Here is a 16,408-nt window from a genome sequence, read left to right as displayed (position 1 = left end):
CACCGACCCATGTCGCACTCGTTCGCCAGCAGCCTCGACGCACTCAGCGGCTGGAGGCGTTCGCTCGTCACGCGGCTGGACGAGGTGTCGCGCTTTCTCTCCGACCACGAACTCTCCGACCCGGCTCTCCAGTCGCATCTGACGGGGCTGCGCGAGCGGCTCGGCCAGGAGAAGCTGGTGGTGGCCTTCGTCGCCGAGTTCTCGCGCGGCAAGTCCGAACTGATCAACGCGATCTTCTTTGCCGACGCCGGCCGCCGCGTGCTGCCGGCCACGCCGGGGCGCACCACCATGTGCCCGGTCGAACTGGCCTGGGATGCCGACGAGGCACCGGCGCTGTCGCTGCTGCCGATCGAGACGCGCCTGAACGGGCAGTCGCTGGCCGAACTGCGCACCCAGCCGCGCGCCTGGAACGTGGTCAAGCTCGACGTCGGCAACCCGGAGCGGCTGGCCGAATCGCTGCGCGAGGTGATGCGCACCTCCTTCGTGTCGAAGGACGATGCGCGCGCGCTGGGCTTCTGGAGCGACGAAGAGCTCGACGACAACCCGCCGCTGGACGACATGGGCCGCGTCGAGGTGCCGGCCTGGCGCCATGCGCTGATCAACTACCCGCACCCGCTGCTCAAGCAGGGCTTGGTGGTGCTCGACACCCCGGGCCTGAACGCCATCGGCGCCGAGCCCGAGCTGACGCTGAGCCTGCTGCCCAGCGCGCACGCCACCGTCTTCATCCTCGGCGCCGACATCGGCGTGTCGAAGTCCGATCTGGCGATCTGGCGCGACCACCTCAGCGGCGACTCGCAGTCCCGTTTCGTGGTGCTCAACAAGATCGATGCGATGGTCGACCCGCTGGCCACGGCCGAGCAGGTGCGTGAACTGATCGAGCGCCAGCGCAGCGATACGGCGCGCACGCTGGCCGTGCCGGCCGAGCGTGTCTACCCGCTGTCGGCGCGCCAGGCGCTGGCCGCCCGCGTCGATGGCGACGCTGCCGCGTTGGCGCAAAGCCGCCTGCCGGCGCTGGAAGCGGCCCTGGGCGAGCAGCTGATGCCGCAGCGGCGTGCGCTGCTCGAGCGCGTGGTGCTCGAGTCGGCCCAGCAGATCGAATCGCATGTCGCCCGTCGGCTGAACGACAGCCGCCGCCAGCTCGCCGAGCAGACGCTCGAACTGCGCGGACTGCGCGGCAAGAGCGGCGCCAAGCTGCAACTGATGCTGCAGCGCGTGGATGCCGAGACGAGCGAGTTCGAGTCCTGCACCACCAAGCTGCAGGCCATGCGCGCCGTGCACAGCCGCATGATGAAGGACGCGATGGTCGGCCTCTCGTCCGACCGGCTGCGCGAAGAAGTCGCGCAGATGCAGGAGGCGATGAACGCCTCGCTGCTGAACCTGGGCGCCAAGAAGGCATTCATCGCGCTGTGCCAGCGCCTGCGTGGCCTGTTGAGTGCGGCGCAGAAGAATTCGGTCGAGATCCGGCAGATGCTCGAGGCCTCGTTCGCCAAGCTGAACGCCGAGTTCGGCTTCGGACTGGTGCTCAACCCCGGACCCGACCTCGACCGCTTTGCCGGCGAGCTCGACCTCATCGAGAAGAGCTACGTCCAGTACCTCGGCCTGACGCAGGCGCTGCGCCTGTCGCAGCCGAAGTTCATGGAGCAGTTCCGGCGCATGCTGATGTCCAAGCTGCGCGTGGTCTTCGAGAGCGCCAGTGCCGAGATGGAGATGTGGAACAAGTCGGCCTCCGCGCAGGTCGACGCCCAACTGCGCGAACGCCGCCGCGGCTTCCGGCGGCGGCGCGAGTCGCTCGAACGCATCCAGGCCGCCGCGAGCGAGCTCGAGACACGCTTGGGCGAGCTCGACGCTCAGGATCAACGCCTGCAGGGCTTCGAGGGGCGCTGCGGCGAACTGCTGGACGTGCTGCGCCAGCAGGCGCGCACCGGCACGCGCGGCGAGATGGCGACGATGATCACCATCGACCTGCCGCTGGACGACGAGCCCGCGCCTCCGCAGCTGCGCCTGGTCAAGGCCTGACACGTCGGTGCCCGAGCTGCCCGGCGCATTCGCGCGGCAGGTGATCGCCTGGCAGCGTAGTCATGGCCGGCATGCGCTGCCCTGGCAGGGCACGCGCGACCCGTATCGGGTCTGGCTCTCCGAGATCATGCTGCAGCAGACGCAGGTGGCCACGGTGTTGGTCTACTACGAGCGTTTCCTGCAGCGCTTCCCGGACGTGCAATCGCTGGCTGCTGCCGCACAGGACGAGGTGCTGGCACTGTGGAGCGGCCTGGGCTACTACAGCCGCGCCCGCAACCTGCACCGCTGTGCGCAGGCGGTGGTGGCCGAGCATGGCGGGCGCTTTCCGGCCCGCAGCGAAACCCTCGCCACTTTGCCCGGCATCGGCCGCTCGACTGCCGCGGCGATTGCCGCCTTCTGCTTCGGCGAACGCGTGGCGATCCTCGACGGCAACGTGAAGCGCGTGCTCACGCGCGTGCTGGGTTTCGACGGCGACCTCGCCGTCGCCGCACAGGAGCGCGCGTTGTGGGAGCGCGCCACGGCGCTGCTGCCCGATTCGGGCATCGAAGCCTACACGCAAGGGCTGATGGATCTCGGCGCGACGCTGTGCCTGGCGCGCTCACCGCAATGCCTGTTGTGCCCGGTGAGCGAAGGCTGTACGGCCGCGCGTGAAGGCCGGCCTGAACGCTATCCGGTGAAGACGCGCAAGCTCAAGCGCAGCAAGCGCGAGCACCTGTGGCTGTGGCTGCACTGGGGCGAGCGCCTCTGGCTCGTGCAGCGGCCGGACAGCGGCGTCTGGGCCGGGCTGTGGAGCCTGCCCGAGTTCGACACGGCGGACGCGCTGGGCGAAGCCTCGGCCGGCTGGCCCGGCGAGGGCGAGGCGCTGCCGAGCTTCACCCATGTGCTCACCCACCTGGACTGGACGCTGCATCCGCGCCGCTGGACGCTGCCGGCGCACACCGCGGCGAAGCGGGCCGCACAGATCGTCTCGCCCTGGCCGAGTGGCCGCTGGTTCACGCTCGATGAAGCGCTGGGCGCCGGCCTGCCGGCCCCCTTGCGCAAGCTGCTGCTGCAGCCGCGCTGAGCGAGGGCTACTTCACCACGCCCTGGCCGCGCAAAAATTCGTCGACGAGTTCGAGGCGCACGCGCGGGTCGGGCAACTCCATCAGCTTCTGCTTGGCAGCCAGCGAGATCGGCAGGATCTCGCACCAGCGGTTGGCCACCCAGCCGGCACTGTCGAACTGATAGGGCTGCTCGAAAGGCTCGACACCCTTTCCCTTGAGCGAGGCAATGGCGTTGGCCAGGCCGCGAACGGTCTCGTGCAAGGCCTCGCCGGGCGCGGCGGTCGTGTCGTCGGGCAGCATCTGCACGCTGCCGATCCACAGGCCATCGGTCTGCTGGCGCGTGGCACCGATGCGGAATCGCTGCGCGCCGCGGCAACGCAGATGCAGGATGCCGGGCTGCGCGCTGTCGACCTCGAGCAGCTCGGCTGTCACGCCGATGTCCTCGAACACGATCGATTCATCGCTGCGCCGCACCTCGTTGCCCTTGTGCAGCGCCACCACGCCGAACGGCCGCCGCTCGCGCAGGCAGGTCGACACCAGGTCGAGGTAGCGCGCCTCGAACACCTTCAGGCTCAACAGCCCGCCCGGGAACAGCACGGTCTGCAGCGGAAACAGCGGCAGATCAGTCACGCGCGTCGAGCTCGCGGTGTCGCACCAGCGTGCCGGAGCGGGCACCGAAACGCCGCGCCAGTGTCTCGGCGAAGTACACCGAGCGGTGCTGCCCGCCGGTGCAGCCGATCGCCACCGTGAGGTAGCTGCGCTGGTCGGCCTCGAAGGCGGGCAGCCAGCGCGACAGGAAGGATTCGATCTGCGCCAGCATCTCGGTGACCTCGGGCTGCGCCTGCAGGTACTCGGCCACCGGCGCGTCGCGCCCGTTCTGCGGCCGCAGCTCGCGGATGTAGTACGGGTTGGGCAGCACGCGCACGTCGAACACGTAGTCGGCGTCCAGCGGCACGCCATGCTTGAAGGCGAAGCTCTCGAACACCAGCGTGAGCCGGTGCCCTTCGGCACGCACGAGGCCGCGCATCCAGGCGCGCAGCTGCGCCGGCCGCAATTGGCTGGTGTCGATCACGGTGGACACTTCGCGCAGCGCGCCGAGCAACTCGCGTTCGAGCTCGATGGCGTCGACCAGCGCTCGGCGGCCGTCGACCGTGCTGTCTTCGCGGCGCCGCGCCGGGCCGGGGCGCGGGTTGGCGTCGGACAGCGGGTGGGGGCGGCGCGTCTCGGAGAAGCGCCGAACCAGCGCGTCGGTGGTGGCGTCGAGGAACACCGAGGTGATCGCCACGCCTTCGGTGCGCAACTGTTCGAGCAGCGGCAGCAGGTGAGGCAGCGAGCCGGCGCTGCGCACGTCGACGGCGATCGCGACGCGGCGGTCCGATCGCTCGTGCTCCAGGCGCAGGAACTCGCGCAGCAGCTCGGGCGGCAGGTTGTCGACGCAGAAGAAGCCGGCGTCCTCCAGCGCATGCAGTGCCACCGACTTGCCCGAGCCCGAGATGCCGGTGACCAGCACCACCTCGGGCGGCGCGCTGGCCGGCCCGGCCGCCTCGCCGCCGGCGGTGGTGAAGTCCTGCAGGTTGGCGAGGACCTCCTGCAGGTTGTCATTGCGCGGGACGTTCATGACTTGCGGCCTTTCTTCACCGGCGCGGCCGATGCACCCACCGACAGCATCTCCTGCGCGTGCGCGAGGCTGGTGCTCGACAGCCGCTCGCCGCCGAGCATGCGCGCGACCTCGCCGACACGGGCCTCTCCGGTGACCACGCCCACATCGCTGCGCACGCGGCCGCCCTGCATCTGCTTGGCGACCACGAAGTGGTGATCGGCGCAGGCCGCCACCTGGGGCAGGTGGGTGACGGCCAGCACCTGCCGGTCGCGGCCGAGCTGCTTCATCAGCCGGCCCACCGTCTCGGCGACGGCACCCCCGACGCCGGCGTCCACCTCGTCGAAGATCAGCGTGCCGGCTTCGCCAAGTTGGCTGGTGGTGACGGCGATGGCCAGCGCAATGCGCGAGAGTTCGCCGCCCGAGGCCACCTTGGCCATCGGCCGCGGCGTGCTGCCGGCGTGGCCAGCGACGAGGAATTCAGCCGATTCGAGACCGAAGGACTGCGGGGCGTCCTGCGACGTCAGCGCCACGTCGAAGCGGCCCCCGGCCATGCCGAGCTGCTGCATCGCCTGCGTCACCGCGGCGGCAAGTTTCGGCGCGGCTGCGCGGCGCTGCTTCGATACCTTCGCGGCCTGCGTGTCGAATGCAGCCTGCGCGGTGTCGGCAGCTCGCTGCAGGCCTTCGAGGTCGGTGGCGGCGTCCAGCGCCGCCAGTTCGCCGCGCCACTGCGCCAGCAGCGCCGGCAGCTCCGCCGGCGGGCGGCGGTAGCGGCGCGCCAGGCTCATCCAGGCCGACAGGCGCTCATCGAGCGCCTGCAGGCGCTGCGGATCGAGGTCGTCGCGGTTCAGGTAGCTCGACAGCGTGTGCGCCGCGTCCTGCAGCTGGGCCTGCGCGCCCTGCAGTGCCTCGACCACGCCGGCCAGCGCGCTGTCGAACTCGGCCACGTGCTGCAGCCGGTCGATGGCGATGCCCGCCAGGTGCTCGGCGTTTTCGTCGGCCTCCGAGACGGCATCGAGCGCGGCCCGTGCGCCATCCATCAGCGCCTGTGCGTTCGACAGGCGGCGGTGTTCGGCGTCGAGCTCGTCCCATTCGCCCTCGGCGGGCGCAAGCTTGTCGAGCTCGCCGATCTGCCAGGCCAGCCGTTCACGCTCGCGCTCCAGGTCGGCCTGCGCGCCGCGTGCATGGGCCAGCGCCTCCTGCGCCGCGCGCCATTGCTGCCAGCTCGCTGCCAGCGGCGGCGCATCGATGCCGCCGTAGGCATCGAGCAGGCCGCGCACGGAGGCCGTCCGCGTCAGGCTCTGCCAGGCGTGCTGGCCGTGGATGTCGACGAGGTGGTCGGCCACCTCGCGCAATTGCGCCAGCGTGGCCGCGCTGCCGTTGATCCATGCCCGGCTCTTGCCTTGCGCATCGATCGTTCTGCGCAGCAGCAGGCTGTCGGCGGCGTCGAACCCGGCCTCGTCGAGCCAGCCGGCCAGGCTGGGCGGCGCATCGAACTCGGCGCCGATCTCCGCACGCGCCGAGCCTTCGCGCAGCACGCCGACATCGCCGCGGCTGCCCAGCGCGAGCTGCAGCGCGTCGATCAGGATGGACTTGCCCGCGCCGGTCTCGCCGGTGAGCACGCTGAAGCCGCCGTCGAACTCGACCTCGAGTTCGGTGACGATGACGAAATCACGCAGAGACAGTCGCCTCAGCATCACGCGACTCCGGCGTTCCAGTGCAGCTTGCGGCGCAGCGTCGCGTAGTAGCTCCAGCCGCGCGGGTGCAGGAAGCGCACCTGGTCGCGCGAGCGCCGCACCGCGATGCGGTCGCCGTGCAGCAGGCTGGCCAGCGCATGCATGTCGAAGGACACGCTGGTGTCGCGCCCGGCGACGATCTCGACCACGATCTCGCCGGTGTCGGGCAGCACGATCGGGCGGTTCGACAGGTCGTGCGGCGCGATCGGCACCAGCACCCAGCCGGCGATGCCCGGGTGCAGGATCGGCCCGCCCGCCGACAGCGCGTAGGCCGTCGAACCGGTGGGCGAGGCGACGATCAGTCCGTCGGCGCGGAAGTTGGCGACGAACTCGCTGCCGATCTCGACCTTCAGCTCGACCATGCTGCTCGCCGCGCCGCGGCTGATCACCACGTCGTTGACGGCGAAGCCCTCGAAGATGCGCTCGCCGTCGCGCCACACGCCACCGGTGAGCATGGTGCGGCGTTCTTCCTCGTAGTCGCCAGCGATCATCGGCGCCAGCGCCTGCGCGAATTGGCCGACCGAGACGTCGGTGATGAAGCCCAGGCGGCCCTGGTTGATGCCCACCAGCGGCGTGCCGTGGCGGGCCAGCTCGCGCGCGATACCGAGCATGGTGCCGTCGCCGCCGACCACCACCGCCACGTCGCAGTGGCGGCCAAGCTCGTCGGGCGTGAAGGAGCCGTAGTCGGTGATGCCGGTGTTCTGCGCGGTCTGCTGCTCCAGCGACACCTCGAGGCCTTGGCGCACCAGGAAATGCGCGATTTCCTCGAGCACCGGGCGTATGCCGCGCGCCTGGTATTTGCCCACCAGCGCGGCGTGTCGGAAGCGGCTGACCATATGCGCGGAATTACACCACAGGGCCCTGCGCGCAGCAGGGCCGGTGAAGCGCGGCGCCTACAATGAAAACCATGCTGGACGAACGTGCCAAGACCCTGTTGAAGACGCTGGTGGAACGCTATATCGCCGATGGCCAGCCGGTGGGTTCGCGCACGCTCTCGCGCGCCAGCGGGCTGGAGTTGTCGCCGGCGACCATCCGCAACGTGATGGCCGACCTCGAGGAGCTCGGCCTGATCGCCAGCCCGCACACCAGTGCAGGCCGGGTTCCCACGGCGCGTGGCTACCGGCTGTTCGTCGACACCATGCTGACGGCGCAGCCGCTGAAGCTGGACAGCGCCACCAACGAGGCCACGCTGCCGCCCGACCAGCCGCAGCGCGTGATTGCCAACGCGGCGCAGCTGCTGTCCAGCCTGTCGAACTTCGTCGGCGTGGTGACGGCGCCGCGCAAGCCCAGCGTGTTCCACCACATCGAGTTCATGCGCCTGTCCGAGAAGCGCGTGCTGGTGATCATCGTCGCGCCCGACGGCGACGTGCAGAACCGCGTGATCTTCACGGCGCAGGACTACAGCCAGACGCAGCTGATCGAGGCGAGCAACTACCTGACCGCGACCTACGCCGGCCTGACCATCGAGCAGGTGCGCGAGCGCCTGAAGACCGAGGTCGACGCGCTGCGCGGCGAGATCGCGGCGCTGATGCAGGCCGCCGTGCAGGCCGGCAGCGAGGCCATGGCCGACAGCCAGGATCAGCTCGTCATCTCCGGTGAGCGCAACCTGCTGACGGTGCAGGACTTCTCGAGCGACATGGGCTCGCTGCGCAAGCTGTTCGACCTGTTCGAGCAGAAGACGCAGCTGATGCGCCTGCTCGAGGTGAGCAGCCGCGCCGAGGGCGTGCGCATCTACATCGGCGGCGAGAGCATGGTGGTGCCCTACGAGGAACTGTCGGTTGTCTCGGCGCCCTATGTGGTCGATGGCCAGGTGGTCGGCACCCTGGGCGTGATCGGCCCGACGCGCATGGCCTACGACCGCATGATCCAGATCGTCGACATCACGTCGCGACTGGTGAGCAACGCGCTGAGCCAGAAGTAGGCTGCTGCCTACAATGGCCGCCTTTGGGCCGTTAGCTCAGCTGGTCAGAGCAGAGGACTCATAATCCTTTGGTCGTTGGTTCAAGTCCAACACGGCCTACCAGGATCAGGATTTGCCGGCCATCGAGGCCGGCCGTTCGCTCAGCCCTTGACGGCGGGCACCGGGGTGCCGATCGGCGCGTTCGACGGCGCCACGCCAGGCGCGCGCGTCACGCGAGTCTTCCCGCCGGTGGTGACGATGATCACCGCGTCGCCGGGGTTCAGCGTCTCGCTGCCCTTGCCCTGAACGACCGCACGGCGCTCGCCGTTGCGCAACTGCAGCAGGATCTCGACCGCTTCTTCGCGCGTGCCGGCACGCTCGACCGCATTGCCGACCACAGCGCCGGCGACGGCACCGAGCACGCCGACCACCAGGCCTTCGCGGTGACCACCCACGGTGGAGCCGGCCACGCCGCCGGCCACGGCGCCGGCAGTGGCGCCGATGCCGCTCTGGTTGCCGTCCACGGTCACGGGGCGCACCGACAGCACGGTGGCGTCCTGCACCTGCGACATGCGCTGCGCGTCGCCGCGCTGGATGACGTCGGGGCTGGAGGTGGCGCAAGCGGCCAGCGAGGCCACGGCAACGGCGAGGAGAATCTTCTTCATGGGGACTCCCGGATGGATTGTTCAGCCAACGCCCCTGAGAGCGTCGTCGTTGACCGGTGGATGTGACTGTACGCCCGCAGTTCCCGGCGCAGATGTAAAGAACCTTGTCAGCCGTGCAGGCGACTGCTGCGCGGCACGCTGGCCAGCAGGAACTCCATCTGGTCGGCCAGGATTCGCCGGCCACGCAGGATCATGTCTTCGTGCAGGCTCGGCACGTAGGGCAGGTAGAGCAGGCTCATGCGGGCCTCTTCCGGCATGCGGTTGCCCTTGCGGCCGTTGCAGGGCCGGCAGGCGGTGATGCAGTTCATCCAGCTGTCCAGGCCGCCGCGCGAGGTGGGCACGATGTGCTCGCGTGTCAGTTCGTCCACGTGAAGGTGATGCCCGCAGTAGGCGCAGACCTGCCGGTCCCTCGCGAACAGCTTCGGGTTGGACAGCGCCGGCGCCTGCCGCCAGGCCTTGCTCGGGATGGCGCCGCGCACCGCGATGATGGGGTGCACCTCGATGCGGCTCTGCAGCCCGGTGCGCCGCTGCATGCCGCCGCGCAGCACGTAGAACGCGTCGCCCAGAGTCCAGGCCACGCCGTCGCTGGCGTACAGGATGGCAGCCTCCTTGGCCGAGATCCAGGCTTGGGGGCGGCCGGAAACGTCGAGTTGCAACACTTCCATGATTGTTCGAGCGTACTGCATCCGCAAGGTTTCGCTCAAGGGTGGCCCGGGCCAGCCCTGCCTGGGCCGGGCGTGCAGGACTGCTCGCTCTAGGTGCGAATGCCTAGAAAAACAGCAGGGCTGTTCGGCGCGCGGCGGCGCTTTTCTGCAAAATAGAACGATCGTTCGATTCTGAGTCCGCACCCGATGGCAGACACCTCGACTCCCGCACGCTCGATGCACAAGGGCCAGCAGACACGCGCCACCATCCTGGATGCCGCGTTGACGCTGGCTTCGCACATGGGGCTGGAGGGGCTGTCGATCGGCGCGCTCGCCGAGGTCACGGGCATGAGCAAATCCGGCGTGTTCGCGCACTTCGGCTCGCGCGACGAACTTCAGATCGCCGTGGTGCGCGAGTACCACAACAAGTTCGAGGAAGAGGTCTTCTACCCGGCGCTGCGCGAGCCGCGCGGCCTGCCGCGCCTGCGCGCGCTGTTCGAACTGTGGGTCAAGCGCGTGGCGGTCGAGATCGACTCGGGCTGCATCTACATCAGCGGCGCGGTGGAGTTCGACGACCGGCCCGGCCCGGTGCGCGATGCGCTGGTCGACATGGTGCAGACCTGGCAGGACGCGCTCGAGCGCGCCATCGGCATGGCCGTCGACGAAGGCCACCTGCGGCCCGACACCGACCCGGCGCAGATGCTCTTCGAGGTCCACGGCCTCATCCTCGCGCTGCACCACGACGCGCGTTTCCTGCGCCACCCGGGCGCCGTCGACCGCGCGCGGGTCGCCTTCCGGCGCGTGCTCGACCTCTACGCGGCCGCACCGGCTGCCGAACCCAAGCCTGCCCCTCGCAAGCGCGCCCCGGCCGCGCGAGCGGCCCGTTCCTGAATCCTGTCCCTGGAGTTTTCCGTCATGCCTCAGTACACCCCGCCCCTGCGCGACATGCAGTTCGTCATGCACGAGGTGCTCCATGTCGTCGACGAACTGAAGATGCTGCCGGCGCACGCCGACATCGACGCGGACACGATCAACGCCGTGCTCGAGGAGGGCGGCAAGTTCGCTTCGCAGGTGATCGCGCCGCTGAACCAGTCCGGCGACGCCGAAGGCTGCGTGCTCGACAAGACCACCCACGAGGTGAAGACGCCTGCCGGCTTCAAGTCGGCTTATGAGAAATACGTCGAGGGCGGCTGGCCGTCGCTCTCGTGCGACCCGGCCTACGGCGGCCAGGGCCTGCCGCACATCGTCAACCAGGCCTTCTACGAGATGCTCAACTCGTCGAACCAGGCCTGGACCATGTACCCCGGCCTGTCGCACGGCGCCTACGAGGCGCTGCATGCGCACGGCTCCGACGAGCAGAAGGCGCTGTACCTGCCCAAGCTGACCAGCGGCCAGTGGACCGGCACGATGTGCCTGACCGAACCGCACTGCGGCACCGACCTCGGCCTGCTGCGCACCAAGGCCGAGCCGCAGCCCGATGGCAGCTACAAGATCACCGGCGCGAAGATCTTCATCTCCGCCGGCGAACACGACATGGCCGAGAACATCGTCCACCTGGTGCTGGCGCGCCTGCCGGACGCACCGGCCGGCTCCAAGGGCATCTCGCTGTTCGTGGTGCCCAAGTTCAACGTCAATGCCGACGGCACGCTGGGCAGCCGCAACACGATCTACTGCGGCGGCCTCGAGCACAAGATGGGCATCCACGGCAACGCCACTGCGCAGATCGTGCTCGACGGCGCGCTCGGCACACTGGTCGGCCAGCCCAACAAGGGCCTGGCGGCGATGTTCGTGATGATGAACGCGGCCCGCCTGGGCGTGGGCATGCAGTCGCTCGGCCTGACCGAGGTGGCCTACCAGAACGCCGTGGCCTACGCGAAGGAGCGCATCCAGATGCGCGCGCTGTCGGGCCCGAAGAACCCCGACAAGCCGGCCGACACCATCATCGTGCACCCCGACGTGCGCAAGATGCTGCTCACCGCGCGTGCCTACGCCGAAGGCGGCCGTGCGCTGGCGATGTGGACGACGCTGATGATCGACAAGGAACTGTCCAGCGACGACGCCGACGAGCGTGCCGACTGCGCCGACCTGGTGGCGCTGATCACGCCGATCGTCAAGGCCTTCTTCACCGACAACGCCTGGATCGCCACCTCGCACTGCATGCAGGTGTTCGGCGGTCACGGCTACATCCGCGAATGGGGCATGGAGCAGTTCGTGCGCGATTCGCGCATCAACATGATCTACGAGGGCACCAACACGATCCAGTCGCTCGACCTGCTGGGCCGCAAGGTGCTGGCCGACAACGGCAAGAAGCTGAAGAAGTTCGGCAAGCTGGTGAGCGACTTCATCGAGGAAGAAGGCACCAACGAGGCGATGCAGGAGTTCATCAACCCGCTGGCGGACATCGGCGACAAGGTCACCAAGCTGACCACCGAACTGGGCATGAAGGCCTTCGGCAACGCCGACGAGGTGGGCGCGGCGGCGGTGGACTATCTTCGCGTCTGCGGCCACCTGGTGTTCGCCTACTTCTGGGCCCGGATGGCCAAGGTGGCGCTGGAGAAGCAGGTCAGCGGCGACCCGTTCTACAAGGCCAAGCTCGCCACCGCGCGCTTCTACTATGCGAAGCTGCTGCCCGAGACCGCCGGCCTTATCCGCACCGCGCGCGCCGGCCTGGCGCCGCTGATGGAAATGGAAGAAGCGCTGTTCTGAAACACCACCCCAAGGAGACAAGCAGCATGCTGAAGATCGCATTGACGATCGCTGCGTTCGTCTTTCACTCGGCGGCCCTGGCGCAAGCCACGCCGGTCGGCCTGTGGAAGACGATCGACGACAAGACCGGCAAGGAGCGTTCGCTGATCCGCATCGCGGAGGCAGCCGGCGTGCTGACGGGCCGCATCGAGAAATCGCTCGACCCGGACGGCGACAAGAACTCCGTGTGCGACAAGTGCACCGACGATCGCAAGGGCAAGCCGCTGATCGGCATGGCCGTCATTCGCAACGTCAAGCAGAACGCCGACGACAAGGCCATCTGGGACGGCGGCGACATCACCGATCCCGACAACGGCAAGACCTACCGCCTGCGCCTGAAGCCGCACGACGGCGGCAAGACCCTGGAGGTGCGCGGCTACATCGGCCCGTTCTTCCGCAACCAGACCTGGATCCGAGTGGAGTGAGCAACATGAATCGATTCAACGTTCGCAAGGTGGCCGTGCTCGGCGCCGGTGTCATGGGGGCACAGATCGCCGCCCATCTGGTCAACGTCAAGGTGCCGGTCGTGCTGTTCGACCTGCCCGCCAAGGAAGGGCCGAAGAACGGCATCGTCACCAAGGCGATCGAGGGGCTGAAGAAGCTCAAGCCGGCACCGCTGGGCATCGTCGAGGACGCCGTGCTCATCGAGGCCGCGAACTACGAAGAGCACCTCGACAAGCTGAAGGAGTGCGACCTGATCATCGAGGCCATCGCCGAGCGCATGGACTGGAAGCTGGATCTGTACAAACGCATCGCCTCGGCAGTGGCGCCGCACGCGATCGTCGCGTCCAACACCTCGGGCCTGTCGATCACCAAGCTCAGCGAAGCGCTGCCCGAAGAGATCAAGCCGCGCTTCTGCGGCATCCACTTCTTCAACCCGCCGCGCTACATGTCGCTCGTCGAGCTGATCCCGACGCCGACGACGCGGCCGGAGATCCTCGACCAGCTCGAGAGCTTCGTCACCAGCGCCGTGGGCAAGGGCGTGGTGCGCGCCAAGGACACGCCGAACTTCATCGCCAACCGCGTCGGCATCGCCGGCATGCTGGCCACCATCAAGGAAGCCGAGACCTTCGGTCTGAGCTACGACGTCGTCGACGACCTGACCGGCAAGAAGCTCGGCCGCGCCAGCAGCGGCACCTTCCGCACCGCCGACGTGGTGGGCCTGGACACGATGGCGCACGTCATCAAGACGCTGCAGGACAACCTCGCCGACGATCCGTTCTTCCCGAGCTACGGCACGCCGCCGGTGCTGGCCAAGCTGATCGAGCAGGGCGCGCTCGGCCAGAAGAGCGGCGCGGGCTTCTACAAGAAGGTCGGCAAGGACATCCTGCGCCTGGACCCGGCCAAGGCCGAGTACGTGCCCGCCGGCGGCAAGGCCGACGAGATCGTCGCGCGCATGCTCAAGAAGAAGCCGGAAGAGCGGCTCAAGCTGCTTCGTGAATCGAGCAACCCGCAGGCGCAGTTCCTCTGGGCGATCCTGCGCGACAGCTTCCACTACGCCGCGGTGCATCTGGCTGACATCGCCGATTGCGCGCGCGACGTCGACTTCGCGATGCGCTGGGGCTTCGGCACCTCTCAAGGCCCGTTCGAGCTGTGGCAGCAGGCCGGCTGGAAGCAGGTCGCCGAATGGGTGAAGGCCGACATCGACGCCGGCAGGCGCTGTGCAAAGGCGCCGCTGCCGGCCTGGGTGTTCGACGGCCGCGATGGCGTGCATAGCGCCGAAGGCTCGTGGAGCGCGTCGCAGGGCAAGTACCTCCCGCGCAGCGGCCTGGGCGTCTACCAGCGCCAGTTCTTCCCGGAGAACGTGGTCGGCTCGGGCGCCGTGGCGCCGCTTTCCGCCGGCACCGAGGTGTTCAAGAACGAGGAAGTGCGCGTCTGGACGCTCGACGGCGAGGTGCTGATCGCCAGCATCACCGCCAAGCTGCACCTGATCAGCCCGACGGTGGCCGAAGGCCTGCAGGTCGCGCTCGAGAAGGCCGAGGCCGGCTACAAGGGCCTGGTGATCTGGTCGCCGGACGACGTGTTCTCTGCCGGCGCCAACCTCGAAGCGCTGATGCCCGTCTTCATGAAGAGCGGTGCCAAGGGCATCGCGCCGGAGCTGAAGAAGTTCCAGGACTTCATGCTCCGCGTGCGCTACGCCCAGGTGCCGGTGGTCAGCGCGATCCGCGGCATCGCGCTGGGAGGCGGCTGCGAGCTGGCGGTGTATTCCAGCAAGCGCGTGGCGGCGATGGAGTCGTACATGGGCCTGGTGGAAGTCGGTGTGGGCCTGGTGCCCGGGGCGGGCGGCCTGACCTACATCGCGCGCCGCGCGGCCGAAATGGCGGCGGCGGGCAACGCCAACGCCGATATCTTCAAGTTCGTCACCGACGGCTTCACCAACGCCGCGATGGCCAAGGTAGGCACCAGCGCGATCGAGTCGCGCAAGCTCGGCTACCTGCTGTGGAGCGACGTGATCGTGCCGAACAAGGACGAACTGCTCTACGTGGCCACGCAGCAGGCCAAGGCCATGTTCGACAGCGGCTATCGCGCGCCGGCGAAGACGCTGATCCCGGTGGCCGGCCGCAGCGCCATCGCCACCATCAAGGGGCAGCTGGCCAACATGCGCGACGGTGGCTTCATCAGCGCGCACGACTTCCACATCTCCTCGCTGATCGCCGACGTGGTCTGCGGCGGCGAGGTCGATGCCGGCTCGCTGGTGAGCGAGGAGTACCTGATGGCGCTCGAGCGCAAGCACTTCTGCGCGCTGCTCGAGAACCCCAAGTCGCAGGAGCGAATCATGGGCATGCTGCAGACCGGCAAGCCGGTGCGCAACTGATCACGGCAACGACACGGAGATTCACATGAGCAAACAAGTGCAAGACGCCTACATCGTTGCCGCCACCCGCACGCCGATCGGCAAGTCGGGCCGGGGCTACTTCCGCAACACGCGCCCGGACGACCTGCTGGTCGCCGCGGTGCAGAGCGCGCTGCGCCAGGTGCCCACGCTCGACCCGAAGGCGATCGAGGACGCGATCATCGGCTGCTCGTTCCCTGAGGCCGAGCAGGGCATCAACATGGCGCGCGTGGCGATGGTGCTGGCCGGGCTGCCGCATTCGGTGGGCGGCGTCACTGTCAACCGCTTCTGCGCCTCGGGCCTGACCGCGCTGCAAATGGCTGCTGACCGCATCCGCATCGGCGAGGCCGACGTGATGATCGCCGGCGGCGCCGAGTCGATGAGCATGGTGCCGATGGGCGGCAACAAGCCCTCGTTCAACCCGGCCATCTTCGCCAAGGACGAGAACGTCGGCATCGCCTACGGCATGGGCCTGACCGCCGAGAAGGTGGCCACGCAGTGGAAGGTGTCGCGCGAGGCGCAGGACGCCTTCGCGCTGGCCTCGCACCAGAAGGCGCTGAAGGCGATGGCCGCCGGCGAGTTCACGGCCGAGATGACGCCGATCGATGTCGTCGATCGTTTCCCGAACCTCGCCACCGGTGAAGTCAGCACGAAGACGCGCACCGTGAGCCTCGACGAAGGCGCGCGTCCAGACACCTCGCTCGAAGGCCTGGCCAAACTGCGCCCGGTGTTCGCCGCCAAGGGCAGCGTCACCGCCGGCAACAGCTCGCAGACGAGCGACGGCGCGGGCGCGCTGATCCTGGCCAGCGAGAAGGCCATCAAGCAGTTCGACCTGAAGCCGCTGGCGCGCTTCGTCAGCTTCGCCGCGCGCGGTGTGGCGCCGGAGATCATGGGCATCGGCCCGATCGAGGCCATCCCGGCCGCGCTGCGCTACGCCGGGCTGAAGCTCGACGACCTCGGCTGGATCGAGCTGAACGAAGCCTTTGCGGCGCAGGCGCTGGCGGTGATCGGCACCCTCGGGCTGGATCCGAGCAAGGTCAACCCGATGGGCGGCGCCATCGCGCTGGGCCACCCGCTGGGTGCCACCGGCGCGATCCGTGCGGCCACGGTCGTGCATGCATTGCACCGCCACAACCTGAAGTACGGCATGGTCACCATGTGCGTGGGCATGGGGCAGGGCGCCGCGGGCATCATCGAACGCGTCTGATCGCGTCAACCGACGAGGCCAC

At 68.7% G+C, this 16,408-nt stretch carries 14 protein-coding genes and 1 tRNA gene; 9 read left to right on the top strand and 6 right to left on the bottom strand.

What is annotated here, in order from left to right:
* Positions 1 to 9: 9 nt before the first annotated feature.
* A complete protein-coding gene (locus HZ992_RS17120; protein ID WP_209383033.1) occupies positions 10 to 2,016 on the top strand; it encodes a dynamin family protein in 2,007 nt (668 codons plus the stop codon).
* A 16-nt stretch (positions 2,017 to 2,032) separates the two neighbouring features.
* Positions 2,033 to 3,079 (top strand): A/G-specific adenine glycosylase, encoded by a 1,047-nt coding sequence (gene mutY, locus HZ992_RS17115; protein ID WP_209387211.1) that lies wholly within the window; start codon positions 2,033 to 2,035, stop codon positions 3,077 to 3,079.
* 7 nt (positions 3,080 to 3,086) lie between these two features.
* Here the strand turns inward: mutY and HZ992_RS17110 are convergent, their stop codons facing one another.
* The 4 genes from HZ992_RS17110 to HZ992_RS17095 are packed head-to-tail and all read right to left on the bottom strand — an operon-like array spanning position 3,087 to position 7,228.
* Positions 3,087 to 3,689 carry an LON peptidase substrate-binding domain-containing protein gene (locus HZ992_RS17110; protein ID WP_245213078.1) on the bottom strand — a complete coding sequence of 201 codons (603 nt, stop codon included), beginning with the start codon at positions 3,687 to 3,689 and terminating at the stop codon, positions 3,087 to 3,089.
* The gene (rapZ, locus tag HZ992_RS17105) at positions 3,682 to 4,677 is read right to left on the bottom strand and encodes an RNase adapter RapZ (RefSeq protein WP_209383032.1); all 996 of its coding nucleotides are present in this window, start codon (positions 4,675 to 4,677) and stop codon (positions 3,682 to 3,684) included. The genes HZ992_RS17110 and rapZ overlap by 8 nt, the downstream gene beginning before the upstream one ends.
* Positions 4,674 to 6,353, bottom strand: coding sequence for a DNA repair protein RecN (gene recN / locus HZ992_RS17100; RefSeq protein ID WP_209383031.1), 1,680 nt, complete (start codon positions 6,351 to 6,353; stop codon positions 4,674 to 4,676). The genes rapZ and recN overlap by 4 nt, the downstream gene beginning before the upstream one ends.
* A complete protein-coding gene (locus HZ992_RS17095; protein WP_209383030.1) occupies positions 6,353 to 7,228 on the bottom strand; it encodes an NAD kinase in 876 nt (291 codons plus the stop codon). Before HZ992_RS17095 ends, recN begins: the two co-directional genes overlap by 1 nt.
* A gap of 71 nt (positions 7,229 to 7,299) precedes the next feature.
* Between HZ992_RS17095 and hrcA the strand changes: the two genes are divergently transcribed.
* Positions 7,300 to 8,313, top strand: coding sequence for a heat-inducible transcriptional repressor HrcA (hrcA, locus tag HZ992_RS17090; protein ID WP_209383029.1), 1,014 nt, complete (start codon positions 7,300 to 7,302; stop codon positions 8,311 to 8,313).
* Between the two features lie 25 nt (positions 8,314 to 8,338).
* A tRNA-Ile gene (locus HZ992_RS17085) sits at positions 8,339 to 8,415 on the top strand.
* A 38-nt stretch (positions 8,416 to 8,453) separates the two neighbouring features.
* Here HZ992_RS17085 and HZ992_RS17080 read toward each other — a convergent pair.
* Positions 8,454 to 8,957, bottom strand: coding sequence for an outer membrane lipoprotein (locus HZ992_RS17080; protein ID WP_209383028.1), 504 nt, complete (start codon positions 8,955 to 8,957; stop codon positions 8,454 to 8,456).
* A gap of 107 nt (positions 8,958 to 9,064) precedes the next feature.
* Positions 9,065 to 9,622 (bottom strand): HNH endonuclease, encoded by a 558-nt coding sequence (locus tag HZ992_RS17075; protein WP_209383027.1) that lies wholly within the window; start codon positions 9,620 to 9,622, stop codon positions 9,065 to 9,067.
* A 186-nt stretch (positions 9,623 to 9,808) separates the two neighbouring features.
* Between HZ992_RS17075 and HZ992_RS17070 the strand changes: the two genes are divergently transcribed.
* The 5 genes from HZ992_RS17070 to HZ992_RS17050 are packed head-to-tail and all read left to right on the top strand — an operon-like array spanning position 9,809 to position 16,386.
* Positions 9,809 to 10,492, top strand: coding sequence for a TetR/AcrR family transcriptional regulator (locus HZ992_RS17070; protein ID WP_209383026.1), 684 nt, complete (start codon positions 9,809 to 9,811; stop codon positions 10,490 to 10,492).
* Positions 10,493 to 10,516: 24 nt separating this feature from the next.
* Positions 10,517 to 12,307, top strand: a complete 1,791-nt coding sequence (locus tag HZ992_RS17065) for an acyl-CoA dehydrogenase C-terminal domain-containing protein (RefSeq protein WP_209383025.1) — start codon at positions 10,517 to 10,519, stop codon at positions 12,305 to 12,307.
* 26 nt (positions 12,308 to 12,333) lie between these two features.
* Positions 12,334 to 12,771, top strand: a complete 438-nt coding sequence (locus HZ992_RS17060) for a DUF2147 domain-containing protein (protein WP_209383024.1) — start codon at positions 12,334 to 12,336, stop codon at positions 12,769 to 12,771.
* Between the two features lie 5 nt (positions 12,772 to 12,776).
* Complete coding sequence (locus HZ992_RS17055; RefSeq protein ID WP_209383023.1) at positions 12,777 to 15,161, top strand: 3-hydroxyacyl-CoA dehydrogenase/enoyl-CoA hydratase family protein; 2,385 nt, start codon at positions 12,777 to 12,779, stop codon at positions 15,159 to 15,161.
* A gap of 25 nt (positions 15,162 to 15,186) precedes the next feature.
* Positions 15,187 to 16,386 carry an acetyl-CoA C-acyltransferase gene (locus HZ992_RS17050; protein ID WP_209383022.1) on the top strand — a complete coding sequence of 400 codons (1,200 nt, stop codon included), beginning with the start codon at positions 15,187 to 15,189 and terminating at the stop codon, positions 16,384 to 16,386.
* The last annotated feature ends 22 nt before the right edge of the window (positions 16,387 to 16,408 follow it).

Origin of the sequence: Rhizobacter sp. AJA081-3 (assembly GCF_017795745.1) — a bacterium.
In the GTDB taxonomy this organism is placed as follows: domain Bacteria; phylum Pseudomonadota; class Gammaproteobacteria; order Burkholderiales; family Burkholderiaceae_C; genus Piscinibacter.
Note: the sequence above shows the minus strand (reverse complement) of the source record. Positions and strands in the feature narration are given on the sequence as shown.

Coding starts and splice junctions, on each gene's coding strand:
- HZ992_RS17120 (WP_209383033.1), top strand. CDS start 10: ATGTCGCACTCGTTCGCCAGCAGCCTCGACGCACTCAGCGGCTGGAGG.
- rapZ (WP_209383032.1), bottom strand. CDS start 4,677: ATGAACGTCCCGCGCAATGACAACCTGCAGGAGGTCCTCGCCAACCTG.
- recN (WP_209383031.1), bottom strand. CDS start 6,353: ATGCTGAGGCGACTGTCTCTGCGTGATTTCGTCATCGTCACCGAACTC.
- HZ992_RS17095 (WP_209383030.1), bottom strand. CDS start 7,228: ATGGTCAGCCGCTTCCGACACGCCGCGCTGGTGGGCAAATACCAGGCG.
- hrcA (WP_209383029.1), top strand. CDS start 7,300: ATGCTGGACGAACGTGCCAAGACCCTGTTGAAGACGCTGGTGGAACGC.
- HZ992_RS17080 (WP_209383028.1), bottom strand. CDS start 8,957: ATGAAGAAGATTCTCCTCGCCGTTGCCGTGGCCTCGCTGGCCGCTTGC.
- HZ992_RS17075 (WP_209383027.1), bottom strand. CDS start 9,622: ATGGAAGTGTTGCAACTCGACGTTTCCGGCCGCCCCCAAGCCTGGATC.
- HZ992_RS17070 (WP_209383026.1), top strand. CDS start 9,809: ATGGCAGACACCTCGACTCCCGCACGCTCGATGCACAAGGGCCAGCAG.
- HZ992_RS17065 (WP_209383025.1), top strand. CDS start 10,517: ATGCCTCAGTACACCCCGCCCCTGCGCGACATGCAGTTCGTCATGCAC.
- HZ992_RS17060 (WP_209383024.1), top strand. CDS start 12,334: ATGCTGAAGATCGCATTGACGATCGCTGCGTTCGTCTTTCACTCGGCG.
- HZ992_RS17055 (WP_209383023.1), top strand. CDS start 12,777: ATGAATCGATTCAACGTTCGCAAGGTGGCCGTGCTCGGCGCCGGTGTC.
- HZ992_RS17050 (WP_209383022.1), top strand. CDS start 15,187: ATGAGCAAACAAGTGCAAGACGCCTACATCGTTGCCGCCACCCGCACG.